Origin of the sequence: Streptomyces sp. NPDC000410 (assembly GCF_040300305.1) — a bacterium.
In the GTDB taxonomy this organism is placed as follows: Bacteria; Actinomycetota; Actinomycetes; order Streptomycetales; family Streptomycetaceae; genus Streptomyces.
Genome location: NZ_JBEPDM010000005.1, coordinates 209,677 through 232,902 on the forward strand (window position 1 = coordinate 209,677; position 23,226 = coordinate 232,902).

The window sequence follows — 23,226 nt, forward strand, 5'->3', positions numbered from 1 at the left end:
GGCGTGATCCATGGGTCCGCGGCCCACCCGGTCCGGCGTGCCACGGGGCCCCGGGCGCACGGGCTTTGTCGACCGACCCGCGGCCGCCGACACCGCCCAACCCACCACACGGGGACGCGCACACCCCGGTCCCGCCCGCACGGGCGGGCCCGGGCCACGGGCGCGCGCGCCCGGAGCGCGGGACCCCGGGGCCGGCTAGCTCCTCCCGTACGTGCGGGACGACGCGTCCGTCTGGGCCAGCCGCCGCAGCGAGGCCAGCATCGCGTCCCCCAGCACCGTCCCGACGACCACGCTCTCCACCATCCCCTCCCTCGCGGCCCCCCGTCGCCCGACGTACGCCAGGTCGGCCGCCGCGACCCGTTCCGCCGCGTCGGCGTACACGTCGAGCACCGAGGCGAAGTCCGCGTGGCCGACTCGCGCCAGCGCGGCCAGGGCTCCCGCCAAGGCCTCCCCCGCCGGGCTGCTGGCCGAGGTGTTCCAGCCGCGGGCCTCGATGAGGCGGGCGACCTCCTCGCGTGCCAGGTCCGTCTCCTCGTCCTCCTCCCCCGCACCCCCCGGCACCAGCCGGTTCGCCACCACCCCGAGCAGCTTGTGCACCGGCTGCTCCTTGTCGTCGACCGCCGACAGCACCTCGCCGATCGCCGCGAGCGACAGCCCTCCCACTTCCAGCAGCGCACGGATCAGCCGCAATCGCCGTTCGTGCCCGGGGCCGTAGCTCGCCTGGTTGGGGCTGCTCAGCTCGCCCGCCGGGAGCAGCCCCTCCCGGACGTAGTACTTGATCGTCGGCACCGGCACCCCGGTCCTGCGGCTCAACTCGCCAATACGCACCGCTCGTTCACCTGTCCCCTTCTTGCCAAGTCCGCCCCCATCATAGATAGTGTCGCTATCGGATAGCGGAGAGTTCCACTATCCATTCCACACATGGGGGTACTTCATGCCTGCTTCTTCCTGGCGTAACTGGCGCACCTGGCGCGACTGGCACGGGCCCTTGGTCGCGTTCGCCGCCTCAATGGTCGTCCTGACCGTCGTCTCCGCCATCGGTCTCGCCGTCGACGACCGCGTACTCGTCGGCGCCCCGATCTGGGCGAAGCCCTTCAAGTTCGCCGTGTCGTTCGTGGCGTACGCGCCGACGTTCGCCTGGATGCTGTCGCTGCTTGGCCGGGCCCGGCCCAGGCTCCGGCGACCCGGCTGGTGGGCCGGCACGGTCGTCGCCGCCGCCAGCATGCTCGAGATGGTGATCATCACGGGGCAGGTGATCCGCGGAAAGCGCAGCCACTTCAACCACGAGACGCCCTTCGACTCGATGCTGTACAACACGATGGCGCTGACCGTCCTGGTCCTCTGGCTCGCCATGCTGGCCATCGCCCTGTTCCTCTTCCGCGCCCGCCTCGCCGACCGCGCGACCACCTGGGCCGTCCGTTGCGGCGCGGTCCTCGCCCTCGCCGGGGCGGGGCTCGGCTTCCTGATGGCCCAGGCCACCCCGGAGCAGGTCGCGGCCGCCGGCTCGGGCGAGGCCAAGATCGTCGGTGCGCACAGCGTCGGCGTGGCGGACGGCGGTCCGGGGATGCCCCTCACCGGCTGGTCGACGACCGGTGGCGATCTGCGGATCGCCCACTTCTTCGGGATGCACGGCCTCCAGCTGATCCCGCTCTTCCTGGTGCTGCTCGTGGCGCTCGCCCCGCGCTTCGCCCGGCTGCGCGACGAGCGCGTACAGCTGCGGCTGGTGCTCGTGGCCGCCGGCGCGTACGCCGCCGTCCTCGCCCTGCTCACCTGGCAGGCCCTGCGCGGTCAGCCGCTGATCCACCCCGACGGCGCGACGCTCGCGGCGGCGACCCTGATCCTCGTCGCCGGCGCCGCCGCCTCCTTCGCGGCACTCCGCACGACTCCCGTCACGGTCACCGGAGATGACACCGAGAAGGAGCTCGCCGCATGACCGTCATCCTCTTCGAGCTGTCCTTCTGGCTCGCCGCCCCGGTCTGGCTGCTGATGATCTTCGCGCCGGGCCGGCGGTGGACCGGCCGGATCGCCGCGTCGCCCCTCACCGTGGTCCCGATCCTGCTCGTCTACCTCGGCCTCGCCGCGCCCGTCTTCCCCGAGCTGTGGGCGGCCGTCCGCCAACCGGACCTCGAGACCTTCCGCGATCTCGTCGCGCTCGCGGACGGCGCGGGCGCGATCTGGGCGCAGGTGATCGCCTGGGACCTGCTGATCGGCCAGTGGATGTATCTGGAGGCGCGCCGGCTCGGACTCCATCCCCTGCTGATGGGCCCGCTGCTGGTGCTGACGATCCTGCTGTCGCCGATCGGGCTCCTGGTCTTCCTGGGGCTGCGTGCGGTGAAGGGACGGCAAATTTCCGCCGCCGGACCTGTCCCTGAGCGCGTCGGCTCCGTATAGGGAGGGAAGCGGAGTCGGTCAGCGGGAGGGGCGCGTGAGGGAAGCCATTCACATAGCGGGCACACCACCGGCCGGGCCGGACCTCGACGAACTGCTCGTACGGGTCGCGCGCGGCGACCAGGAGGCCTTCTCGCGGCTGTACGACGCGGTCTGCGGGCCCGTACTCGGCGTGGTCCGCGGCGTCCTGCGCGATCCGGCGCAGTCGGAGGAGGTGACGCAGGAGGTGCTGATCGAGCTGTGGCGTACGGCCGCGCGCTTCCAGCCGTCCCGGGGCTCGGCGCTGACCTGGACGCTCACGCTCGCCCACCGGCGCGCGGTGGACCGGGTGCGCTCCGCCCAGTCCGCGGCCGACCGCGACCAGAAGGCCGCACGGCTGGCCCGGACGCCCGCCTTCGACGAGGTCGTCGAGCAGGTGGAGGCCCGGCTGGAACGGGAGCAGGTACGGCGCTGTCTGCGCACGCTGACCGAGCTGCAGCGCCAGTCGGTGACGCTGGCGTACTACCGCGGGCTCGCGTACCGGGAGGTGGCGGAGCTGCTCGCCGTGCCGATCGGCACCGTGAAGACACGGATGCGCGACGGACTGATCCGCCTGCGCGACTGCCTGGGGGTGAACGCATGAGCGGCACCGGACGGGACGCCGAACTGCACACGCTGACCGGCGCGTACGCCCTCCACGCGCTCGGCGAACGCGAACGCGCCCGCTTCGAACGGCATCTGGAGGCCTGCCCGGCCTGCGCGCAGGAGGTGCGCGAGCTCGGCGCGACGGCGGTACGGCTCGGGCTCGCCGCCACCGAGACGCCGCCGCCCGCGATGAAGGCCCATGTGCTGGCGCGGGTGGCGACGGTACGTCAGGAACCGCCGAGGATCGGTGCGCCACCGGCCCGCCGGGTCCGACCGGGCGCCCGTCGCAGCCTCTTGCGCTTCGCGCTCGCCGCGTGCCTGACGGCCTCCGCCGGGCTCGGCGGCATCGCACTCTGGCAGCTGCGCGCGGCGGACGAGGCCCGCGACACGGCACGCCAGGCGCAGCGGCGGACCGAGGAACTGGCCCAGGTGCTGACGGCGCCCGACGTACGGACCAGCTCGGCCGCGCTCGGCGACGGCGGCGCGTCGGGCACGGTGGCCGTGTCGCGCGAACGGGACCGGGCGGTCTTCCTGGCGTCCGGGCTGCCGGAGCCGGGCGTCGGCAAGGTGTACCAGCTGTGGTTCGCCGACGGCGGGACGATGCGGCCGGCGGGGCTGCTGGACCCGTCCGGGGGGGCGGCGCTCCTCATGGACGGACCCGTCGGGCGGGCCACGGGCATGGGGGTGACGGTGGAGCCGGCGGGCGGCTCGCCCGCACCGACGTCCGAGCCGCTGGCGGTGCTGGACTTCCCGGCGGACCGGGCCCGGTGAGGACGGCGGCCCCGCGACGTACGCTGAGCGGATGCATGAGGGTGAGGGTGAGTCGGACCGCGTGATCGGCGCCGTCGTGGGTTCCGCCGTCGGGGACGCGCTGGGCGCGCCCTTCGAGTTCGGCCTCGCGGGCGGCTACACGGCCCGCTTCCCGGACGGGCTGGGCGAGTTGTGCGGGGGCGGCGGCTGGGATCCGGGTGAGGCCACCGACGACACGCAGATGGCCGTGCTGGTGGCCGAATCCCTGCTGGAGCGGGGCGGTCTCGACCCGGCCGACATGTTCGGCCGTTTCCAGCGCTGGGCCGGGGGCGACCCCAAGGACATCGGCCTGCAGACCGAGCAGGTGCTGACGAACGGTCAGCCGTGGGATCGCGCGGCGGCGCTGCACTTCCAGGTCGACGGCCGGGCCGCGGGCAACGGTTCGCTGATGCGGGCCGCCACGTCGGCGGTGTACTTCGCGGGGGCCGGACGCACGGCCACGATGGCCGCGGCACGCCGGATCGCCGCGCTGACGCATGGCGACCGCGCCGCGTGGGAAGGCACGGCCGTCCTGCACGAGCTGATCCGGGTGGCGCTCGACGGGGGCGATCCGGTGGGCGCCGTGCCCGACGCACTGGCCGAGGTGCACGAGGACCAGCGGGCGCGCTGGGCGAAGGTGCTGGCGGAGGAGTGGCATCCGGACGACGCGACCGAGTTCAACGGCGCGGTGTGGCCGTGCCTGGGTTCGGCACTGTGGTCGCTGCGCACGACATCGACGTTCGAGGCCGCCGTGGGGGCGGCGATCGATCTGGGCGGCGACACCGACACGGTGGCGGCGGTCACCGGAGCGCTCGCGGGAGCCGTGTACGGCGCGACGGCGATCCCAGAGCGGTGGACGGCCGCTCTCCATGTCCCCCTGCCCGGTTACTCCCCCCGCGTCCTGCGCACCCCGGACCTGGCGTCGCTCGCCGAGCGCCTCTCCCTCTGACCCCGGGGGCCGCCGGGACCCCGCGAGGACGGCCGCACACCGCCGGGGTCACCCGACCCCCGTAACCCCCGCGATCCTCAGCGCCGCATCCGCCGTCGCCGCCGCGAACACCCCCACCGGCCGCTCCGGATCCGACCGCCGGATCAGAATCACGCCCTCGATGAGCCCGAACACCAGGTCCGTGCGGAGCGCGAGCTCACCCTTGTCGAGCACGAGCCCCGCTCCCGTCCCGGCCAGCAACTGCCCGTACGCGTCCTTCAGATCGGCCCGCACCCGATGGAACTCCGCGAAACGCTCCTCCTGCACCTCCGGCAGCAGATACAGGCCCCCCAGATTGTGCGGACCACCGCACAGCAACTCCACGTCCGAACGGCACAGTTCCCACAGCCGCGCCTCCGCGCCGCGCCCGTCCTCCGCCAGGAGCCGACGGGCCAGGGACAGTGACGGCGTCACGGTCGATTCGAGGAGTTCGGCGAGGAGGTCCTCCTTGCCGTCGACGTAGTGGTACATCGTGGCCTGCCGGATCCCGGCGCGCTCCGCCACCGCCCGGGTCGACGTCGCCGCGTAGCCGCGCGTGGTGAACAGCTCCGCCGCGGCGGCGAGCAGTTCGTCGCGCGGGGACAGCCCGCTGTCCGGCCGCTGGGTGGCGCGCGGCCGCCCGACTCTTCGTCCCGTGGTGCTCATGGGGCAGATCGTCGCACACGCCGATGACATCGAGATCTTGGCGAGCGGCCCCACACGAAAGGGCAGGTACGCCCGCGCGGGCTCCGTGTCCGCCGCCCCGGGCCGGAACCCGGGGCGGCCCCGGTCTCAGCCCACCGAGCTGTACGCCACCACACCCCGGAGCAACGCGTCCACCGCCTTGCGCGCGTTGCGTGTGACCGTGCTTCCCTCGGTCGCGCCCGGCCCCGCCGCCGCGATCTGCCCGAGTACGTCGATCACCTGCTTGCACCAGCGGACGAAGTCGCCCGCGGGCATCTCCGCCTCCCGGAGGACCTCGTCGAGGCCCTTTCCGGACGCCCACTGATACGCGGCCCAGGCGAAGCCGAGGTCGGGCTCGCGCTGGCCGACTCCCTCGGCCTGGTTGATCTTGAACTCTTCCTCGAGCGCGTCCAGCCGGCCCCAGATCCGCACCATCTCGCCCAGCGCGGCCTTAGCCTTCCCGGCCGGGAGCTTCGGCGCCACCGCGTCGTCCGCCTGCCGTGCCTCGTAGACCAGCGCCGAGACGCACGCGGCCAGTTCGGCCGGGCCCAGGCCCTCCCAGACGCCCTCGCGCAGGCACTCGCTCGCGAGCAGATCGAGCTCGCCGTAGAGCCTGGCCAGCCGCCTGCCGTGGTCGGTGACCTCGTTGCCGCGGAGGTAGTCCATCTCGGTCAGCAGGCCGACGATCCGGTCGAAGGTGCGGGCGATGGTGTTCGTCCGGCCCTCGATACGGCGCTCCAGCTGCCGGGTGTCCCGCTGGAGGCGGTAGTACCGCTCGGCCCACCGTGCGTGGTCCTCGCGCTCGTCGCAGCCGTGGCAGGGATGCGCCCGGATGTCCTTGCGCAGCCGGGCGATCTCACGGTCGTCCGCGGCCTCGGACCGTGCCTTGCGGTGCCGGTCGGGCTCGATGTGCCCGGCCTTCGTCCGCAGCGCGGAGGCGAGGTCGCGCCGGGACTGCGGCGAACGCGGGTTGAACGACCTGGGGATCCGCATCCGCTCCAGTGCCTCCACCGGCACCGGGAAGTCGATCGACGCGAGCCGCTTGACCTGCCGCTCGGCGGTCAGCACGAGCGGCCGGGGGCCGTCGTGGTACTCGTAGCCTCCTCGCTGGCCGCCCGAGCGACCGGCAGGCAGCCCGGGGTCGAGCACCAGCGCGAGACCGGCGAACTTGCCCGTCGGGACATGGATGACGTCGCCCGGCTTGAGCTTCTCCAGCGAGCTCGCGGCCGCCGCCCTGCGCTGCGCCGCGCCCTGCTTGGCCAGCTCGGTCTCGCGGTCCTTGAGGTCGCGGCGCAGCCGCGCGTACTCCTCGAAGTCTCCGAGGTGGCAGGTCATGCCCTCCCGGTAGCCCTCGAGGCCCTCTTCGTTCTTCTGCACCTGGCGGGAGATGCCGACGACCGACCTGTCGGCCTGGAACTGTGCGAAGGACGTCTCCAGCAGCTCGCGCGAGCGGTGCCGGCCGAACTGGTGCACAAGGTTCACGGCCATGTTGTAGGACGGCTTGAAGCTGGAGCGGAGCGGGTACGTGCGCGTACCCGCGAGGCCCGCGAGGGCACCCGGGTCCATGCCGCGCTGCCACAGCACGACCGCGTGGCCCTCGACGTCGATGCCTCGCCGGCCGGCCCGGCCGGTGAGCTGTGTGTACTCACCGGGGGTGATGTCGGCGTGCTGCTCGCCGTTCCACTTGACCAGCTTCTCCAACACGACCGACCTGGCGGGCATGTTGATGCCGAGGGCGAGGGTCTCCGTGGCGAACACGGCCTTGACCAGCCCGCGGACGAAGAGCTCTTCGACAACTTCCTTGAATGTGGGCAGCATTCCGGCATGGTGCGCGGCTATGCCCCGCTCCAGGCCCTCCAGCCACTCGTAGTAGCCCAGCACATGGAGGTCCTCGCCGGGGATGGAGGCGGTGCGCTCCTCGACGATCTCGCGGACCTTGTGGCGCGCTTCCTCGTCGTTGAGCCGCAGGCCGAAGGCGAGGCACTGCTGTACGGCGGCCTCGCACGCGGCCCGGCTGAAGATGAACGTGATGGCGGGCAGCAGCCCTTCGGCGTCGAGGCGCTCTATGACCTCGGGCCGGGACGGGGTCCAGATCCGGCTGCGCTGTCTGCGCTCGCGCTCGCGGTCGGCCTCGCGGACCATCTTCCCGCGGCGGCGGTCGCGCGGGTTGTACGTCTTCGAGTTCTCCATGCGGGCCATGCGGACCAGGTCGGGGTTGACCTCGCGGCGGGCCGAGCCCCGGCCGCCGTGGTCGGTCTCCTCCTCGAAGAGGTCGTACATCCGCCGCCCGGCCAGCACGTGCTGCCACAGCGGCACGGGGCGGGACTCGGAGACGATCACTTCGGTGTCGCCACGGACGGTGTCCAGCCAGTCACCGAACTCCTCCGCGTTGGACACGGTGGCCGAAAGGGACACCAGCGTCACGGAGTCCGGAAGATGGATGATCACTTCCTCCCAGACCGCGCCGCGGAAGCGGTCGGAGAGGTAGTGCACCTCGTCCATGACCACATGGCCGAGGCCGCGCAGCGACTGGGAGCCCGCGTACAGCATGTTGCGGAGGACCTCGGTGGTCATGACGACCACCGGCGCCTCGGAGTTGACGCTGTTGTCGCCGGTGAGCAGGCCGACCTTCTCGGGGCCGTACCGCTTGACCAGGTCCGAGTACTTCTGGTTGGACAGCGCCTTGATGGGGGTCGTGTAGAAACACTTGCGCCCCTGGGCCAGGGCGAGGTGCACGGCGAATTCGCCCACGATCGTCTTGCCGGATCCGGTGGGCGCCGCGACGAGCACGCCCTTACCCGCCTCCAGGGCCTCGCAGGCCTCGATCTGGAAGGGGTCCAGGTCGAACTCGTACAGGTCGCGGAATGGAGCGAGTGCGGTGGCCTGCTCGGCGGCACGGATCCGAGCGGCGGCGTATCGCTCAGCTGGTGAGAGGTCCTCTGTCATCTTGCTATCGAGACTACCGGTCGCCTCTGACAGTGGGCGCGATCTTTATTCGACCCGGGCGGCGGCGGGGTCGAGCACGCGTACGGCGCCGGGTACGCACTCGGCGGTCAGCGGCAGCGGGCCGAGCGGCTCCCCGTCCGCGTACCCCGTGATCCCCTGCGCCAGCAGTTCGATCCTGGAGGCCCGGTGGACGGTGACGGCGGGGTGGCCGAGGTGGGTGCCCTTGTAGACCTTCGGGAACACCTTGAGCAGGGTGGTGCGCGAGCAGCTCCCCACGACGGTCACGTCGAAGAGCCCGTCGTCGAGGGCGGCGTCGGCGCAGATCCGCATCCCTCCGCCGTACGACGATCCGTTCCCGACGGCGATCAGCGTCGCCTCGATCTCCTGGACGGGCCCGTCGTCGAGCCGGACCCGGTACGGGACGGGCGCGAAGGCGGCGAGTTCGGCGATCATGGCGAGGTCGTACTTGAAGCGTCCCGCGGGCAGGCGCATCCGGTTACCCCGGTCGTTGACGCGCGAGTCGAACCCGGAGGCGAGGACCGTCCCGAACCACCGTTCCCCGACCCTGCCGAGGTCGACGTCCCGGATCAGCGCGCCCTTGAGCGCCTCGGCGGCCAGCCGCCCGGCGGCCGCGGGCTCCCGCACCGGCAGGCCCAGCGCTCGCGCGAAGTCGTTCCCGGTCCCGACGGCGACGACTCCGAGGGGTGTGCGGGTTCCGGCGACGGCCTGGAGCGCGAGGTTCACCATCCCGTCCCCGCCGACGGCTATGAGCGCGCCGGTCCCTCCGGCCACGGCGTCCCGGGCGCGGCGCAGCGCGTCCTCGGCATCGGTGCCGAGGACCGTGCGTACGGAGAATCCGGCGTCCCGCAAAGCCCGCGCGGCCGGCTGCGCGGCGTGCGCGCCCCGGCCGCGGCCCGCGGTGGGATTGACGAAGAGGGTGATCTCGCTGGTCACCCGCCGGACACTACAAGGTCAGGTGATGTCGTCGTAACCGTTGACGCGGTCCCGGTCCGAGGCGGTGGCCTGCTCGGGAAGGGCTCGTGCCGACGGCACGGCCTCGACGGCTCCGACGTCCTCGGGTGTGAGGTCGAGGTCGGAGGCCTCGTCGTCGTCCAGCTCGGCGTCGGGGTTCTTGCGCCGGCGGCGGGCATCGTTGACGAAGGAGAAGCCCACAGCCAGGAAGTACAGGACGGCGAGCGGTCCCGCCAGCAGGAGCATCGAGATCGGCTCGCCGCCAGGGGTGGCGATCGCCGAGAAGGCGGTCAGGCCGATGATCATTCCTCGCCACCAGCCGAGCATGCGCCGGGCCGTGAGCACCCCGGTCATATTGAGCAGGATGAGCAGCAGGGGCAGCTCGAAGGCGAGGCCGAAGACGATCACCATGCGGGTGATCAGGTCGAGATAGTCGTCGAGCGGCAGCAGGTTCCGCGCGCCGTCCGGCGTGAAGCCGAGCATGATCTCCGCGGTCTGCGGCAGGATCGAGTACGCGAGGTAGGCGCCGCCGACGAAGAGCGGGACACCGGCGACCACGAAGCTCAGCGTGTAACGCTTCTCGTGGCTGTGCAGTCCGGGAGCGATGAAGGCCCAGAGCTGGAAGAGCCAGATCGGCGTGGCGGCCAGTACGCCCGCCATCAGGGCGACCTTGAGCGCGATGGTGAACGGGGACAGCAGGCCCTGGGTGGTCATCTCCGCGCACGGCCTGCCGTTGACCATGGTTCGCGCGCCGTTCGCGCAGCCGACCGACTCCAGGATCGGCCGCATCAGGAACTCGAAGATCTCCTTCTGGAAGAAGGCCGCGACGATCGTCACCACGACGATCGCCAGGACCGACTTCATCAGCCGGTTGCGCAGCTCACGCAGGTGCTCTCCGAGAGGCATGCGCCCCTCGGCGTCCTTCTCCTGCTTGCGGGCAGACTTGAGCAACCCACTTCCTCGTCTCGTGCGAAAACCGTCAGGGAACCAGGAGCCGGATCAGCTCTGAGCGGTGCGGTTCGGCTCCGAGACCGGACGGCTGCTCGTGACGTCCCCGGGAGCCGCCTTGATCGTACGAGGCGCGTCCTGCGGCTGGGCCGCGTGCTCAGCGGTGGTGGCCGCCGGACCCTCGGTCGTCTCGCCGTCCTTCTTCATCGCCTTGGCCTCGCTCTTCAGGATGCGAGCGGACTTGCCCAGGGAACGAGCCATGTCAGGCAGCTTCTTGGCACCGAACAGCAGCAGGATGACCACGACGATCAGAAGGATCTCAAGGGGCTTCAGATTGCCGATCATGTGCGACTTCCTTCTCACTGAGGCGGCGGGAGGCGGGCTGCCTTACTGGTCGGACAGGCGTCCGATCACCACGTTGTCAGCGATCGTAACCCGCAGGAGTAAACGCAGGGCAATGTCTGTGCATACTCACGCTTGCGACCCGTTCCGTACGTTCTGGGCCGTCAACCGCAGCCTACCGTTCGCCCTCCCACGTCAGGAGACCGCGGCCGCCCGGATCCCGGCCGCCCGATCTTGCCGGACTAGCGCAGGGCCTCGCCGGTACGCGCCAGCCTCGCCGCCGACTGTTCCAGCTCCTCCGCCGCGTCGTTGATCAGCTCCGTGGTCCGGGCCACTTGGCGGCCGAGGCGCTGGGCCTCCACGAAGACCCTGATGCCGAGGATGCCGAGGACGGCGATCCCGAGAAATCCGAGGGCGATGGCGAGCATGGGCCAGAACATGAAGCAGAGCCTAGAGGAGGGAGCTCGCGGGGAGCTTCAGACGGTGGAGTGGAGGCGCAGTGTCCGCACGCCGCCGCCGGTGAGGAGTTCGACGATCCGCTCACCCGCCGGTTTACGGACGGCCGCCCCGCACTCGGGGCAGGTGAAGGAGTAGAACGTCGTCCGCCGGCTCGCGCCGATCGCGAGGCGCAGCGCGCCCGCCGAGAGTTCGAAGCGGGCGCGGCAGTCGGGGCAGGCGGCCTTGAAGAGGACCGGGACCCTGGGCACCGAGATTCCGGGCAGCGCGGACATATCCCTCGTATCTCCCATCGGTCGCGGTCGTCAGTCCCGGCCGTCGTACGCGGTGCCGTACGCGTCCAGCGCCTCGAGCGCCGCCTGCCGGGCGTTGTCGGCCAGGTCCTGCGGGGCGACGATCCGGCCGTCCCGGCCGAGCCGCAGCGCGAGCCGTCGCAACGACGCCGGGTCGGGGGTGCGCAGGGTGATCCGCAGACCGCCCCCGGGCAGTTCCTCCGCGCTGTCGTGCGGGTAGTACTCGGCGACCCAGCGGCCGCCGGGCGCGACCTCGACCACGACCTCCGGGTCCTCGGCCGAGGGCTGGACCAGGCCTTCCGACAGGTCCCGCAGCTCGATCTCCGGCGGCGCCGAGGGCTCCTCCAGGAGCCGGATCTCGGCGACCCGGTCGAGGCGGAAGGTCCGGCGCGCCTCGGAGAGGTAGCACCAGGCCTCCATGTACGTGTGGCCGACGGCGAAAAGGCGGATCGGGTCGACCTCGCGCTCGGTGAGCTCGTCGCGCGCCGGGGAGTAGTAGCGCAGCCACAGCCTGCGGCGCTCGGAGATCGCGCGGTCGACCTCGGCGAAGACGCCGCCCTCGGACTCGAAGGTCACCGAGAGCCGGGAGCTCGCGCCCGCCACCTCGCCGGCCGCCGCCTCCAGCTTGGCGGTGGCCCGCAGGAGCGCCTCACGGTCGCCCTCGCGCAACCCGGGGAGCGTGGCGACGGCGCGCGCGGCGACGAGCAGCGCGGTCGCCTCGTCGGCGGCGAGGCGCAGCGGCTCGGCGACATCGTCCGGGTTGTGCCACCAGATCCGGTCGCCGTCGGTGTCGATGTCGAGCAGATCGCCGCCGCGGAAGCTGGTCCCGCACATGGGCAGTACGTCGAGGTCCGAGATCAGCTCGTCCTCGCTGATCCCGAAGGCCCGCGCGACGTCCCCGACGCGCGCGCCGGGGCGCTCGCGCAGATACGTCACCAGCGAGAGCATCCGCCGGGTCTGGTCAATGGCGTTCGCGGCCATGGTTGTCCGACTCCCCCTCAGCCCTTGGCCACGGCACGAAGCCGGTCGACCACATCGGCCCGCAGATCGGCGGGCTCCAGTACGACCACGTCCGGGCCGAATTCGACGAGCCAGGCGTCCAGGCCGTGCCCGTACGGGATCTCCAACTCGTCCCAGCCGTCGCCCAGTTCCCGTACGGCCGTGGCGCGGGCGCGCAGCGGGTAGCCGGCGTCGGTGCGCAGCTTGATGCGTGCGGTACGGGTCGCGGTCTCCCCCGCCCAGCTCTCGACGGTCTCCCGGACGGTGACCACATCGGGCACGGGCGCGGTGAAGGAGCCCTGGCGGGAGCGGACCTTCCCGGTGATGCGGGAGAGCCGGAAGACCCGCTCGGCGCCGCGGTCCCGGTCCCAGCCCGCGAGGTACCAGTGCCCGCGCCAGCACTCCAGGGTCCAGGGCTCGACCTGGCGGGTCTCGGGGCGTGCGGCGGTGGACTTGCGGTAGTCGAAGACGACCGGGCGACGGTCGCGGCAGGCGAGCATCAGCGGCTCGAAGGCGGTCTCATGGACCGGGATGCGCGGTTCGAGGGCGCTGTGCTGGGCCTCGTACGCGTCCTCCGCCTCGGGCATGCCGGCGGCGCGGAGCTTCTGCAGGGCGCCGCTCGCCGCCCCGGCGAGGCGGGCCTGCTGCCAGACCTTGGCGGCGAGGCCGAGGGCCGCGGCCTCCTCGGCGTCGAGGGTGATGGGCGGCAGCCGGTTGGAGTCCCGGCGGGCGAGATACCCGGTCTCGCCGTCGAGGTTCTCCACGGTGGCGATGACCAGGCCGAGTTCGCGCAGATCGTCCTTGTCCCGCTCGAACATGCGGTTGAAGGAGTCGTCGGAACCCGCTTCCAGGTAGGCCTCAATGGAGCCGCGCAGCTCCCGCTTGCTGAGCGGCCGCCGTGTCCCGAGCAGACACAGCGCCAGGTTCATCAGCCGCTCGGCCTTGGCAATGGCCATCGACGCCCTTCCTCGCAGTCCTCTGATCGTCGAACCTACCGCTACGGGCTGTCATGACAAAAGCGTGGGGCCCATGCCCGCATAGGCATGGACCCCATCGTGACCGGTTGTGAACCGGATGCGATCAGAGCGCGATCAGACCGCGACCAGGTCGCAGACGAAGATCAGCGTCTCGCCCGGGGCGATCTTGCCACCGGCGCCGCGGTCGCCGTACGCGAGGTGCGCGGGGATGATCAGCTGGCGGCGGCCGCCGACCTTCATGCCCTGCACGCCCTGGTCCCAGCCCGCGATGACCTGGCCGACGCCGAGCTTGAACTGCAGCGGGGTGCCGCGGTTCCAGGAGGAGTCGAACTCCTCACCGCTGGAGAAGGACACGCCCACGTAGTGGACGGAGACGGTGTCGCCGGCCTTGGCCACCGGGCCGTCGCCCTCCCAGAGATCCTTGATCTCCAGGTCCTTCGGCGGCTCGCCGCCCGGGAAGTCGACCTCGGGCTTCTCGATGCTCACGTGGTGCTCCTTGCTTTCTTTGTGCGAGTCAACCGGGACAGTCTTACAGAACCGTGAGGATGTCGACCGAGAAGACCAGCGTGGACTTGCCCGGGATCGGTCCCTGGTCCTGGTCGCCGTAGCCGAGGTCCGGCGGTACGACGAGGAGGACGCGGCTGCCCACCTTCTTGCCCGCGAGGCCCTGGGACCAGCCCGGAACCACCTGCGACAGCGGGAAGGAGACCGGCTCACCCGTCTTGTAGCTGCTGTCGAACTCCTTGCCGTCCTTCCACAGAACGCCCTTGTACTGGACGACCACGGTGTCGGTCTGCTTCACCGCGGGCCCGCTGCCCTCGATGACGTAGTTCGACACGAGCTTGGTCGGAGCGGGCTTCTTGGGAACGGTGATGGACGGTGCCTTGCCGTCGGTGTTGGTGCCGACCTTGGGCAGGTCGATGTTGTCCTGCGCGACCTCGGTGCCCTTCGCGGTCAGCGCGATGGGCTCGGCCTTCACGATGTCCATCACGAACACCAGCGTGGCGTTGGGCGGGATGTCGCCCTGGCCCTGCGCGCCGTAGCCGAGCTCCGGCGGGATCGCCACCTCCAGGCGGCTGCCGACCTTCTGGCCTTCCAGAGCCTTCTGCCATCCCGGGATGACGCCGCCGCCGCCGATCAGCACGGGGTACGGCTGGCCCCGGTCGAAGCTGTTGTCGAACGGCTCCGTCCCGTCCCACAGCTGGCCGAGGTAGTTGACACTCGCCTTGTCGTACTTCTTCAGCGGGGCTCCCTTGCCCTCGCTGATGACTTCGACCTTGAGCTCCTTGGGCGGGGTGCCCTCCCCCTTGGCGAGTGTCGGCTTCTGCCCGAACTTCTCACCGGCGGTGATGGCGGGCAGCGCGCCCGGCGTGGAGACGCCCTGCGTGGAGGTGGTTTCGGAGCCCTTTTCGTCGCCGCACGCCGCCGTGGAAAGCAGCAGCAGGGGGACGACGAGTAGGCCGGCAAGTCGGCGCACGTGTTCCTCAGATCTCAGACGGCACATCGGTCGGTCGACACTCTAGGGCGTGCCAAGGGCCCCGCACGAGGAACGTACGGGGCCCGAGTGGCGTTCCACGCCCGGAGAATCACATACCGGCGATCAGTTTCTCCACGCGGTCGTCCACCGACCGGAACGGGTCTTTGCACAACACGGTGCGCTGTGCCTGGTCGTTGAGCTTGAGGTGCACCCAGTCGACGGTGAAGTCGCGGCGCTGCTCCTGGGCCCGGCGGATGAAGTCTCCGCGCAGCCGCGCCCTGGTGGTCTGCGGGGGCACGGACTTGCCCTCGAAGATCTTCAGGTCGTTGCAGATACGGGCCGCCTGGCCGCGCTTCTCCAGGAGGTAGTACAGCCCGCGGCGGCGGTGGATGTCGTGGTACGCGAGGTCTATCTGAGCGACCCTCGGGTGCGACATCGTCATGTTGTTCTTGGCCCGGTACCGCTCGATGAGCTTGTACTTCATCACCCAGTCGATTTCGGTGCCGATCCGGTCGAGGTCCTCCTCCTCGATGGCGTCGAGCGTGCGGCCCCACAGTTCGAGGACCTGCTCGACGGTGCCGGTGCGGATGCCCCGGCGGTCGACGAAGTCCACGGCCTTTTCGTAGTACTCGCGCTGGACCTCGAGCGCCGAGGCCTCACGGCCGCTCGCCAGACGCACCTTGCGCTGGCCCGTGATGTCGTGGCTGACCTCGCGGATCGCGCGGATCGGGTTCTCCAGCGTCAGATCGCGCATGACCGTGCCCGCCTCGATCATGCGCAGTACGAGATCGGTGGCGCCGACCTTGAGCAGCATGGTCGTCTCGGACATGTTCGAATCGCCGACGATGACGTGGAGGCGGCGGTAGCGCTCGGCGTCCGCGTGCGGTTCGTCGCGGGTGTTGATGATGGGACGGGAGCGGGTGGTGGCGGAGCTGACACCCTCCCAGATGTGCTCGGCTCGCTGGCTGACGCAGTAGACCGCGCCGCGCGGGGTCTGCAGCACCTTGCCGGCGCCGCAGAGCAGCTGCCTGGTGACGAGGAACGGAATCAGGATGTCCGCGAGCCGGGAGAATTCTCCGTGGCGGGCCACGAGGTAGTTCTCATGGCAGCCGTAGGAGTTTCCCGCCGAGTCGGTGTTGTTCTTGAAGAGATAGACGTCGCCCGCGATTCCCTCCTCGTGCAGGCGGCGTTCGGCGTCGACGAGCAGGCCTTCGAGGATGCGCTCGCCCGCCTTGTCGTGGGTGACCAACTCCGTCACGTTGTCGCATTCGGGTGTTGCGTATTCCGGATGCGAACCCACGTCGAGGTAGAGGCGGGCCCCATTGCGCAGGAACACGTTGCTACTGCGGCCCCATGACACAACACGGCGGAAGAGGTAGCGCGCCACTTCGTCAGGAGACAGTCGGCGCTGTCCCCTGAACGTGCACGTGACGCCGTACTCGTTCTCCAGCCCGAAAATGCGGCGGTCCATGACTGAACATTACGCCTGATGGCCTGAGCTGAAACCGGGTTCGACGGCACCGCTTCGATCATTTTCATCCGCTGACGCGATGTGTTCGGTGCGGGCGGGAACTGCGAGGACCCGTCCGGTGGCCAGCAGGACGAGCAGCGCGACGATTCCGCCGCCGCCCGCGACCGCGAAACCGGCGGCGGTTCCGCCGAGCTCCACCGCCGGGCCCGCCGCGGCCGTTCCGACCGCCGCGCCGACGCCGAAGGTGGTCACCAGCCAGGAGAACGCCTCGGTGACGGTGCCTCGGGGGGCGTGCCGGTCGACGACGATGAAGGCGCAGGCAATGGCGGGCGCGAGGAACACGCCGGAGAGCGCGGAGAGTGCCGTCATCGTGACGACACCGGGAGTGAGCACGAGCGGCAGATAGCCGAGGGCGAGCAGGGCGACGATGGCCCGCAGTCGCCGTTCGGGTGCGCCGGGCCAGTGCCGTGCGCCGTAGAACATGCCGCCGATGAGCGCGCCGAGGCCGAGGGCGGCCATCAGCCAGCCGTAGACGGACTCGCCGCCACGGCCCTCGGCGTAGGCGAAGGCGGCGACGGTGATGGAACCGAGGGCGAGGCCGACGAAGAAGAACGAGCCGAGCAGGGCGAGCAGGCCGGGCGAGCGCAGCGCGCCGAGCCAGTGGGCCTCACGGGGCGCGGAACGCCAGGCCCGGGAGGGCGCGGAGAGGACTACGGAGAGTGCGCCGAAGACGCCTATGACGTTGATGACCAGGAGCGCGGCCGCGGGCGAGAAGAGTGACACGAGCAGCGTCACCAGCAATGGGCCGACGGTGAACATGACTTCCTGGGCGACCGCGTCCATGGCGTAGGCGCGGTGCACCCGGTCCTCGCGGTGGCCGAGAACGCTCGGCCAGAGCGCGCGCAGCCCGCCTTCGAGCGGCGGCGTGAACAGTCCGGCGACGGCGACGGCGGCGTACGCGACCGGGAGCAGGCCGATGCCCGCGACGGCGAGCCAGATCATGCCGAGGGCCGAGACGACGGCGGCGGGGAACTGGACGCGGGGCTGACCGTACAGGTCGACGGCCCGTCCGAGGAGCGGCTGGCCCACCGCGGTGGCCAGTCCGTACACGGCGGCGAGGGCGCCGGCCAGGCTGTAGCTGCCGCCCTCGGCGCGGGTGAAGAGCACGATCGCGACGGGCGCGGTGCCGTTCGGCAGACGGCCCACGAGGGTGCCCACGAGCAGGCGTGCAGCATGCGGCGCCTTGAGGATTTCTGCGTAGCCGGTGGCTCCCGCGCCCATGTTCCGCCTCTTCGCTTGGCCCCGATCGGGGAAGTTTTACGTATAACGTCGCGGTCATACGTACCATGTCCGCAGGCCGCGAGTCCACCCGTCGCGGTGGACGACCGTAACGCGCGGAGGCGAGTGTGCAGACCCGGGAGCCCGCCGGCGGCGCGCGGCCGACCAGCAAGGACGTGGCACGGGCCGCGGGGGTCTCACAGGCCACGGTGTCGCTGGTGCTGGGCGACAAGTGGCGGGGCCGGGTCTCCGAGCGCACCGCGGACCTGGTCCGGCAGGCCGCCCGGGACCTCGGCTACCGGCCGAATCTGGCGGCCCGCAGCCTGCGGCTCGGCCGTACGCGGACGGCACTGCTGGTCGTGCCCGCGCTCACCAACGAGTTCTTCGCACGGGTGTACGCGGGCGCCGCGCGGGTTGCCGCGCTGCACGACTTCGGCGTGGTGCTCTACCCGTCGCCGGAGGGCGTGGGGCCGGCGAGGGACCCCTTCGCCTCGGCGCGGGCGGCACTGGACGGGGTGATCGCCTCGTCCATGGCGGCGCAGGCGCTGGACGCGATCCGGGGGACGGATCTGCCGTTGGTGATGCTCGACAGCGACCCCGCCGACCCCGGGGCGGCGGCGCAGGTCAATCTCGACATCGCGGACGGCATGCGGCAGGTGACACGGCATCTCCTCGGGCTCGGCCACCGGCGGTTCGTCCACCTGGCATCGGCCGTGCCGTCGTGGACCTTCGAGGTACGGGCCCGGGTGCTCGCCTCGGCGCTGTCCGGGGTCCCTGGCGCCTCTCTGAGCACCTTCGCGGCGCCGCTCTCGGTGAGCGGGGGGCGTGAGGCGGCGGAGCGCGCCCTGGCCGCGGCGGGGCCCCGGCCGACCGCGCTGGTGTGCGACGACGACATCCTCGCGGCGGGGGCCTGCAAGGCCGTACGACGCCTGGGCCTGCGGGTGCCGGAGGACATCTCGGTCAGCGGCTTCGACGACCTCGCCCTGGCCACGGCGGTGGAGCCGGAACTCACGACGGTGCGGTTGCCCGCGGAGCGGGTGGGCGAGGCGGGCATGTCCGCCCTCCTGGCCGTCCTCTCCGGCCGTTCCCCCGACGCGGACGACCTCCCGGTCACCCTGATCCCCCGGTCCTCGACGGCCCCACCGCCGCCCTGACGCCCGCCCGGCGGGCGGAAGCGTCGTGTGTGCCGCGCGGGCGGCAGCGGGGACCCCGCACGCCCTGGGAAAGGCCCAGGGACCGGGCCGAGCGCCCCTGGTCCCCCACTCCCTGGCGCCCCTCAGACCCGGGGCTCAAACACCCCGCCCCCGGGGCCCTGGTCCTGCCAGGGGCCCGGGGCGGGGTGGAGCGTGGGGCGGCGGTTACGCCCCGGGGGAATCGTCCGCGTCGGAGGGGGCCTCCGTCGGGGTCGAGGCCGCGTCGTCCGTCTGGAGGAGGCGGGACAGCTGACGGCCCACGATGCGCTTGAACTTGCGGTCCTGCGGACGCGTACGGTCCAGGACCGCCACCTCCAGCCGCTCCGCGGGGATCTCCCGCTCCGTGCCGTTGGTGTCGCGGGACAGCGCCTGCACCGCCAGCCTCAGCGCCTCGGCCAGCGTCATACCGTCCCGGTGCCGCTGGTCCAGGAACGTGTTGATCTGCTCCGCGTTGCCGCCGACCGCCACCGACCCGTGCTCGTCCACGATCGAGCCGTCGTGCGGCAGCCGGTAGATCTGGTCACCCTCCGGCGAGGTGCCGACCTCGGCGACGACCAGCTCCACCTCGTACGGCTTCTCGGCGGCGCTGGAGAAGATCGTGCCCAGCGTCTGGGCGTAGACGTTGGCGAGGCCACGGGCCGTCACATCGTCACGATCGTAGGTGTATCCCCGCAGATCGGCGTAGCGGACTCCGCCGATCCGCAGGTTCTCGTACTCGTTGTACTTACCGGCCGCGGCGAAGCCGATCCGGTCGTAGATCTCGCTGAACTTGTGCAGCGCACGGGACGGGTTCTCGCCGACGAAGACAATGCCGTCGGCGTACTGCAGCACAACCAGGCTGCGACCACGGGCGATGCCTTTCCGGGCGAACTCCGCCCGGTCGGCCATGGCCTGCTGTGGTGAGACATAGAACGGCGTCGACACCGGCTATCCGTCCCTTTCCGTCGGTGGTTCCGTCAATGGTTCTGTCGATGGCGCGGACATCAGAGCAGCGCGGCGCGCGGGCCGTCGGGCTGTTCGAGGCGCCGCTCCAGGATCGAGCGGGCGACCTCGGAGGATTCCGCCTCGGTCAGCCTGCGGAAGCCCTCGTCCGTGATGACGGTGACGATCGGATAGATCCGGCGGGCCACATCCGGACCACCGGTCGCGGAGTCGTCGTCGGCCGCGTCGTACAGCGCCTGGACGACCAGGGTGATGGCCTGCTGCTCGGTGAGGTCTTCGCGGTAGAGCTTCTTCATCGCCCCGCGGGCGAAGATCGAGCCGGAGCCGGTGGCCGCGAAGCCGTGCTCCTCCGAGCGGCCGCCCGTGACGTCGTACGAGAAGATGCGGCCCTTCTCGCGGTCGACGTCCCAGCCGGCGAAGAGCGGGACCACGGCGAGGCCCTGCATGGCCATGCCGAGGTTGCTCCGGATCATGGTGGAGAGACGGTTCGCCTTGCCCTCCAGGGAGAGCTGGACGCCCTCGACCTTCTCGAAGTGCTCCAGCTCCAGCTGGAAGAGCTTCACCATCTCCACCGCGAGACCGGCCGTACCGGCGATGCCCACCGCCGAGTACTCATCGGCCGGGAACACCTTTTCGATATCCCGCTGCGCGATCATGTTGCCCATCGTCGCCCGCCGGTCACCGGCGAGCACCACGCCGCCGGGGAACGACGTGGCCACGATCGTCGTACCGTGCGGTGCTTCGATGGCGCCCTGCACCGCGGGCAGGACGCGCTTGCCCGGGAGCAGCTCCGGGGAGTGCTCGCCCAGGAAGTCCATGAACGATGACGAGCCAGGCGTCAGGAAGGCAGCTGGTAGACGCCCTGTGCTACGAGTGTTGGCTTCCACGGGTTTCCTTCCAGATAGGCGGCAGCCCGACGAAGTGTGTCGGGATCATCTCCCAACTTGCCGATGGCCGAATTGCAGTTGAAGCACAGTACGCCACGGACCCTACCCGTCTCGTGGCAGTGATCCACATGGACTGCGGGAACAGCCAGGCAGATCGAGCAGATCCCCATCTGAGACGAGATCATCTCGTCCCGCTCGGCCTCGGATATCCCGTACTGGCGCTTGAGGTGTCCCTCACGGTCTTGGACCGCCTTGCACACCTTGCAACGCGTCGCGAGGCCGTCCGAGGCGGTCGCGTTGCGATGCCAGTCGCTGTGGGGCTTCACCTGACCGCAGGTCCGACACAGTTTGTACCCTTCGGGCACGTCCACGTTCCCACGCATAGTCTTGCCCATGGCTTCCCGGCGGCGCCGGTAGTACGCAGCTCCGTACTCAGCCACGCACTCCCGGCATCGCACTTGGAGTCCATCGCGCCGATTGCGGTCCGCCTCGAAGGATGCAAGCGGTAGCGCCCGCTTGCATCCCGCGCATCGCTTCGCATCCCCCTCGTTCATACAGGTGACTACTGTCCGCCCTTTTGAACGAAGCTTCGAACGAAGTCCTCTGCGTTCTCCTCGAGTACGTCGTCGATTTCGTCCAGCACGGAGTCGACGTCGTCCGACAGCTTCTCCTGGCGCTCCTTGAGGTCCTCGGAGGCCTGTGCGTCCTGCGCCTGCTCCTCGACCTCCTCGGTGGATCGCGTGGCCCGCTGCTGACCGCCGCCGGTGTCCTTGGTCGCCATATCCCTCACCCCGCTCGGTTTGCCCGTTTGGTTCGGCCCACTCAAGATCAGACCCTACAAGGAGGGTCTGACATCGGCCCCGTACTTTCCTCAACGTCCGGGGGTCACCTCCATGATTCCCGGACCGGGACCATTTCAGCCGCCGGAGAGCACGCGGACCAGCTCTTCCGCGGTGCGGCAGCGGTCCAGCAGCTCCTTGACGTGGTTACGGGTGCCGCGCAGCGGCTCCAGGGTCGGCACACGTTGCAGAGAGTCACGACCGGGGAGGTCGAAGATGACCGAGTCCCAGGAGGCCGCGGCGACGTCGTCCGCGTACTGCTCCAAGCAGCGACCGCGGAAGTACGCCCGGGTGTCCTCCGGAGGCTTGCTCTCGGCCCTCTCCACGGCCTGCTCGTCCAGGAGCCGCTTCATCTTGCCGCGGGCCACCAGACGGTTGTACAGGCCCTTCTCGGGGCGTACGTCGGCGTACTGCAGGTCCACCAGGTGCAGCCGCGCCGCGTCCCAGTCCAGGCCGTCCCGGCGCCGGTAGCCCTCGAGGATCTCCCGCTTGGCGATCCAGTCGAGCTCCCCGGACAGGCTCATGGGGTCGTTCTCGAGCCGGTTGAGGGTGTCCTCCCAGCGGACCAGGACGTCCTTGGTCTGCTCGTCCGCGTCGACCCCGAAGCGCTCGTCGACGTACTTACGGGCCAGCTCGAAGTACTCCATCTGCAACTGGACGGCGGTGAGTGTCCGGCCGCTGCGCAGCGTGACCAGGTGCTGGAGCGTCGGGTCGTGGGAGACCTGGTGGAGCGTGCGTACGGGCTGGTCGACCGCCAGGTCGACATTGATGAAGCCGTCCTCGATCATGGACAGGACCAGCGAGGTCGTGCCGAGCTTCAGGTACGTCGAGATCTCCGACAGGTTCGCGTCACCGATGATCACGTGCAGTCGGCGGTACTTCTCGGCGTCGGCGTGGGGCTCGTCCCGGGTGTTGATGATGGGGCGCTTGAGCGTGGTCTCCAGGCCGACCTCGACCTCGAAATAGTCGGCTCGCTGACTGATCTGGAAGCCGTGCTCGTGACCGTCCTGGCCGATGCCGACCCGTCCGGCACCGGTGACGACCTGGCGGGAGACGAAGAACGGCGTCAGGTGCCGCACGATGTCCGAGAAGGGGGTCTCCCGCTTCATCAGGTAGTTCTCGTGCGTGCCGTAGGACGCGCCCTTGTTGTCGGTGTTGTTCTTGTACAGGTGGATCGGCTGGGCGCCGGGGAGCTGGGCCGCCCGCTCGGCCGCCTCCGCCATGATCCGCTCGCCGGCCTTGTCCCAGAGCACCGCGTCGCGCGGATTCGTGACCTCGGGGGCGCTGTACTCGGGGTGCGCGTGGTCGACGTAGAGCCGTGCTCCGTTGGTCAGGATGACATTGGCCAGGCCGATGTCCTCGTCCGTGAGCTGACTGGAGTCGGCGGCCTCGCGGGCGAGGTCGAAGCCGCGGGCGTCCCGCAGCGGATTCTCCTCCTCGAAGTCCCAGCGGGCGCGTCGCGCCCGGTGCATCGCCGCCGCATAAGCGTTGACGATCTGGGACGAGGTGAGCATGGCATTGGCGTTCGGGTGGCCGGGGACGGAGATCCCGTACTCCGTCTCGATGCCCATTACTCGCCGTACGGTCATGCGGCCCTCCTTGCCCGGCGGCGCTCCCGTTCGGGTGCGGCGCTCAAGTACCGCTGGTTCTCCGATGCGTGTGCGGTGCCCGTCCCCGCACTGCGCGAGTCGGCGGTACGGAAGAGCCTAGAACGCCTCTGCGCCGGTGGGGAGATCAATTCGGTCATTGCTCCG

At 70.7% G+C, this 23,226-nt stretch carries 25 protein-coding genes; 6 read left to right on the plus strand and 19 right to left on the minus strand.

The annotated features are described in order from the left end of the window. Window positions 1–195: 195 nt before the first annotated feature. Entirely contained in the window at window positions 196–828 is a 633-nt protein-coding gene (locus ABT342_RS09410) for a MerR family transcriptional regulator (protein ID WP_351569406.1), read from the minus strand. A gap of 181 nt (window positions 829–1,009) precedes the next feature. On the opposite strand from ABT342_RS09410, the gene ABT342_RS09415 reads away from it, so the two are divergent. From ABT342_RS09415 to ABT342_RS09435, 5 genes are read left to right on the plus strand one after another with little or no spacing between them, the layout of a single operon-like run. After that, window positions 1,010–1,933: a hypothetical protein gene (locus ABT342_RS09415; protein WP_351569650.1), complete on the plus strand. Its 924-nt coding sequence runs from the start codon at window positions 1,010–1,012 to the stop codon at window positions 1,931–1,933. Continuing rightward, window positions 1,930–2,391: an ABA4-like family protein gene (locus ABT342_RS09420; protein WP_351569409.1), complete on the plus strand. Its 462-nt coding sequence runs from the start codon at window positions 1,930–1,932 to the stop codon at window positions 2,389–2,391. Before ABT342_RS09415 ends, ABT342_RS09420 begins: the two co-directional genes overlap by 4 nt. Before the next feature lie 34 nt (window positions 2,392–2,425). Then, a complete protein-coding gene (locus ABT342_RS09425; RefSeq protein WP_351569412.1) occupies window positions 2,426–3,010 on the plus strand; it encodes a sigma-70 family RNA polymerase sigma factor in 585 nt (194 codons plus the stop codon). Next, window positions 3,007–3,783, plus strand: a complete 777-nt coding sequence (locus ABT342_RS09430) for an anti-sigma factor (RefSeq protein ID WP_351569415.1) — start codon at window positions 3,007–3,009, stop codon at window positions 3,781–3,783. Before ABT342_RS09425 ends, ABT342_RS09430 begins: the two co-directional genes overlap by 4 nt. Before the next feature lie 31 nt (window positions 3,784–3,814). Further along, window positions 3,815–4,750 carry an ADP-ribosylglycohydrolase family protein gene (locus tag ABT342_RS09435; RefSeq protein WP_351569418.1) on the plus strand — a complete coding sequence of 312 codons (936 nt, stop codon included), beginning with the start codon at window positions 3,815–3,817 and terminating at the stop codon, window positions 4,748–4,750. A gap of 48 nt (window positions 4,751–4,798) precedes the next feature. On the opposite strand, the gene ABT342_RS09440 is transcribed toward ABT342_RS09435, so the two are convergent. The 13 genes from ABT342_RS09440 to ABT342_RS09500 all read right to left on the minus strand — a co-directional run bounded on the left by ABT342_RS09440 (window position 4,799) and on the right by ABT342_RS09500 (window position 17,614). Further along, window positions 4,799–5,434: a TetR/AcrR family transcriptional regulator gene (locus tag ABT342_RS09440; RefSeq protein ID WP_351569421.1), complete on the minus strand. Its 636-nt coding sequence runs from the start codon at window positions 5,432–5,434 to the stop codon at window positions 4,799–4,801. 126 nt (window positions 5,435–5,560) lie between these two features. Next, window positions 5,561–8,398 carry a DEAD/DEAH box helicase gene (locus tag ABT342_RS09445; protein ID WP_351569424.1) on the minus strand — a complete coding sequence of 946 codons (2,838 nt, stop codon included), beginning with the start codon at window positions 8,396–8,398 and terminating at the stop codon, window positions 5,561–5,563. Window positions 8,399–8,443: 45 nt separating this feature from the next. Next, complete coding sequence (locus ABT342_RS09450) at window positions 8,444–9,352, minus strand: diacylglycerol kinase (RefSeq protein ID WP_351569427.1); 909 nt, start codon at window positions 9,350–9,352, stop codon at window positions 8,444–8,446. A gap of 18 nt (window positions 9,353–9,370) precedes the next feature. Then, window positions 9,371–10,321, minus strand: a complete 951-nt coding sequence (gene tatC / locus ABT342_RS09455) for a twin-arginine translocase subunit TatC (protein ID WP_351569430.1) — start codon at window positions 10,319–10,321, stop codon at window positions 9,371–9,373. Between the two features lie 48 nt (window positions 10,322–10,369). Then, complete coding sequence (gene tatA, locus ABT342_RS09460; RefSeq protein WP_351569433.1) at window positions 10,370–10,663, minus strand: Sec-independent protein translocase subunit TatA; 294 nt, start codon at window positions 10,661–10,663, stop codon at window positions 10,370–10,372. A gap of 239 nt (window positions 10,664–10,902) precedes the next feature. Continuing rightward, window positions 10,903–11,100: a hypothetical protein gene (locus ABT342_RS09465; RefSeq protein ID WP_351569436.1), complete on the minus strand. Its 198-nt coding sequence runs from the start codon at window positions 11,098–11,100 to the stop codon at window positions 10,903–10,905. A gap of 36 nt (window positions 11,101–11,136) precedes the next feature. After that, a complete protein-coding gene (locus ABT342_RS09470; RefSeq protein ID WP_351569439.1) occupies window positions 11,137–11,391 on the minus strand; it encodes a CpXC domain-containing protein in 255 nt (84 codons plus the stop codon). Window positions 11,392–11,421: 30 nt separating this feature from the next. Further along, entirely contained in the window at window positions 11,422–12,390 is a 969-nt protein-coding gene (locus ABT342_RS09475) for a helix-turn-helix transcriptional regulator (RefSeq protein WP_351569442.1), read from the minus strand. A 17-nt stretch (window positions 12,391–12,407) separates the two neighbouring features. Continuing rightward, window positions 12,408–13,364 carry a helix-turn-helix transcriptional regulator gene (locus ABT342_RS09480; protein WP_351569445.1) on the minus strand — a complete coding sequence of 319 codons (957 nt, stop codon included), beginning with the start codon at window positions 13,362–13,364 and terminating at the stop codon, window positions 12,408–12,410. A 135-nt stretch (window positions 13,365–13,499) separates the two neighbouring features. Further along, window positions 13,500–13,871 (minus strand): FKBP-type peptidyl-prolyl cis-trans isomerase, encoded by a 372-nt coding sequence (locus tag ABT342_RS09485; RefSeq protein WP_351569447.1) that lies wholly within the window; start codon window positions 13,869–13,871, stop codon window positions 13,500–13,502. A 43-nt stretch (window positions 13,872–13,914) separates the two neighbouring features. Beyond that, on the minus strand, window positions 13,915–14,862 hold the full coding sequence (locus ABT342_RS09490) for an FKBP-type peptidyl-prolyl cis-trans isomerase (RefSeq protein WP_351569449.1): 948 nt from the start codon (window positions 14,860–14,862) through the stop codon (window positions 13,915–13,917). 109 nt (window positions 14,863–14,971) lie between these two features. Next, window positions 14,972–16,333, minus strand: coding sequence for a Pup--protein ligase (gene pafA / locus ABT342_RS09495; RefSeq protein ID WP_351569451.1), 1,362 nt, complete (start codon window positions 16,331–16,333; stop codon window positions 14,972–14,974). A 9-nt stretch (window positions 16,334–16,342) separates the two neighbouring features. Continuing rightward, entirely contained in the window at window positions 16,343–17,614 is a 1,272-nt protein-coding gene (locus ABT342_RS09500) for an MFS transporter (protein ID WP_351569454.1), read from the minus strand. A 125-nt stretch (window positions 17,615–17,739) separates the two neighbouring features. On the opposite strand from ABT342_RS09500, the gene ABT342_RS09505 reads away from it, so the two are divergent. Continuing rightward, the gene (locus tag ABT342_RS09505) at window positions 17,740–18,765 is read left to right on the plus strand and encodes a LacI family DNA-binding transcriptional regulator (protein ID WP_351569457.1); all 1,026 of its coding nucleotides are present in this window, start codon (window positions 17,740–17,742) and stop codon (window positions 18,763–18,765) included. 204 nt (window positions 18,766–18,969) lie between these two features. Here the strand turns inward: ABT342_RS09505 and prcA are convergent, their stop codons facing one another. The 5 genes from prcA to dop all read right to left on the minus strand — a co-directional run bounded on the left by prcA (window position 18,970) and on the right by dop (window position 23,061). Further along, the gene (prcA, locus tag ABT342_RS09510) at window positions 18,970–19,728 is read right to left on the minus strand and encodes a proteasome subunit alpha (protein WP_351569460.1); all 759 of its coding nucleotides are present in this window, start codon (window positions 19,726–19,728) and stop codon (window positions 18,970–18,972) included. 59 nt (window positions 19,729–19,787) lie between these two features. Continuing rightward, window positions 19,788–20,633: a proteasome subunit beta gene (gene prcB, locus ABT342_RS09515; RefSeq protein WP_351569463.1), complete on the minus strand. Its 846-nt coding sequence runs from the start codon at window positions 20,631–20,633 to the stop codon at window positions 19,788–19,790. Beyond that, window positions 20,585–21,187: an endonuclease VII domain-containing protein gene (locus tag ABT342_RS09520; protein ID WP_351569466.1), complete on the minus strand. Its 603-nt coding sequence runs from the start codon at window positions 21,185–21,187 to the stop codon at window positions 20,585–20,587. Before ABT342_RS09520 ends, prcB begins: the two co-directional genes overlap by 49 nt. Before the next feature lie 8 nt (window positions 21,188–21,195). Next, window positions 21,196–21,414, minus strand: a complete 219-nt coding sequence (locus ABT342_RS09525) for a ubiquitin-like protein Pup (RefSeq protein WP_138056201.1) — start codon at window positions 21,412–21,414, stop codon at window positions 21,196–21,198. A 135-nt stretch (window positions 21,415–21,549) separates the two neighbouring features. Further along, window positions 21,550–23,061 (minus strand): depupylase/deamidase Dop, encoded by a 1,512-nt coding sequence (gene dop, locus ABT342_RS09530; protein ID WP_351569469.1) that lies wholly within the window; start codon window positions 23,059–23,061, stop codon window positions 21,550–21,552. Window positions 23,062–23,226: the final 165 nt, after the last annotated feature.

Coding starts and splice junctions, on each gene's coding strand:
- ABT342_RS09415 (WP_351569650.1), top strand. CDS start 1,010: ATGGTCGTCCTGACCGTCGTCTCCGCCATCGGTCTCGCCGTCGACGAC.
- ABT342_RS09420 (WP_351569409.1), top strand. CDS start 1,930: ATGACCGTCATCCTCTTCGAGCTGTCCTTCTGGCTCGCCGCCCCGGTC.
- ABT342_RS09430 (WP_351569415.1), top strand. CDS start 3,007: ATGAGCGGCACCGGACGGGACGCCGAACTGCACACGCTGACCGGCGCG.
- ABT342_RS09435 (WP_351569418.1), top strand. CDS start 3,815: ATGCATGAGGGTGAGGGTGAGTCGGACCGCGTGATCGGCGCCGTCGTG.
- ABT342_RS09440 (WP_351569421.1), bottom strand. CDS start 5,434: ATGAGCACCACGGGACGAAGAGTCGGGCGGCCGCGCGCCACCCAGCGG.
- ABT342_RS09445 (WP_351569424.1), bottom strand. CDS start 8,398: ATGACAGAGGACCTCTCACCAGCTGAGCGATACGCCGCCGCTCGGATC.
- tatA (WP_351569433.1), bottom strand. CDS start 10,663: ATGATCGGCAATCTGAAGCCCCTTGAGATCCTTCTGATCGTCGTGGTC.
- ABT342_RS09465 (WP_351569436.1), bottom strand. CDS start 11,100: ATGTTCTGGCCCATGCTCGCCATCGCCCTCGGATTTCTCGGGATCGCC.
- ABT342_RS09470 (WP_351569439.1), bottom strand. CDS start 11,391: ATGTCCGCGCTGCCCGGAATCTCGGTGCCCAGGGTCCCGGTCCTCTTC.
- ABT342_RS09475 (WP_351569442.1), bottom strand. CDS start 12,390: ATGGCCGCGAACGCCATTGACCAGACCCGGCGGATGCTCTCGCTGGTG.
- ABT342_RS09480 (WP_351569445.1), bottom strand. CDS start 13,364: ATGGCCATTGCCAAGGCCGAGCGGCTGATGAACCTGGCGCTGTGTCTG.
- pafA (WP_351569451.1), bottom strand. CDS start 16,333: ATGGACCGCCGCATTTTCGGGCTGGAGAACGAGTACGGCGTCACGTGC.
- ABT342_RS09500 (WP_351569454.1), bottom strand. CDS start 17,614: ATGGGCGCGGGAGCCACCGGCTACGCAGAAATCCTCAAGGCGCCGCAT.
- ABT342_RS09520 (WP_351569466.1), bottom strand. CDS start 21,187: ATGAACGAGGGGGATGCGAAGCGATGCGCGGGATGCAAGCGGGCGCTA.
- ABT342_RS09525 (WP_138056201.1), bottom strand. CDS start 21,414: ATGGCGACCAAGGACACCGGCGGCGGTCAGCAGCGGGCCACGCGATCC.
- dop (WP_351569469.1), bottom strand. CDS start 23,061: ATGACCGTACGGCGAGTAATGGGCATCGAGACGGAGTACGGGATCTCC.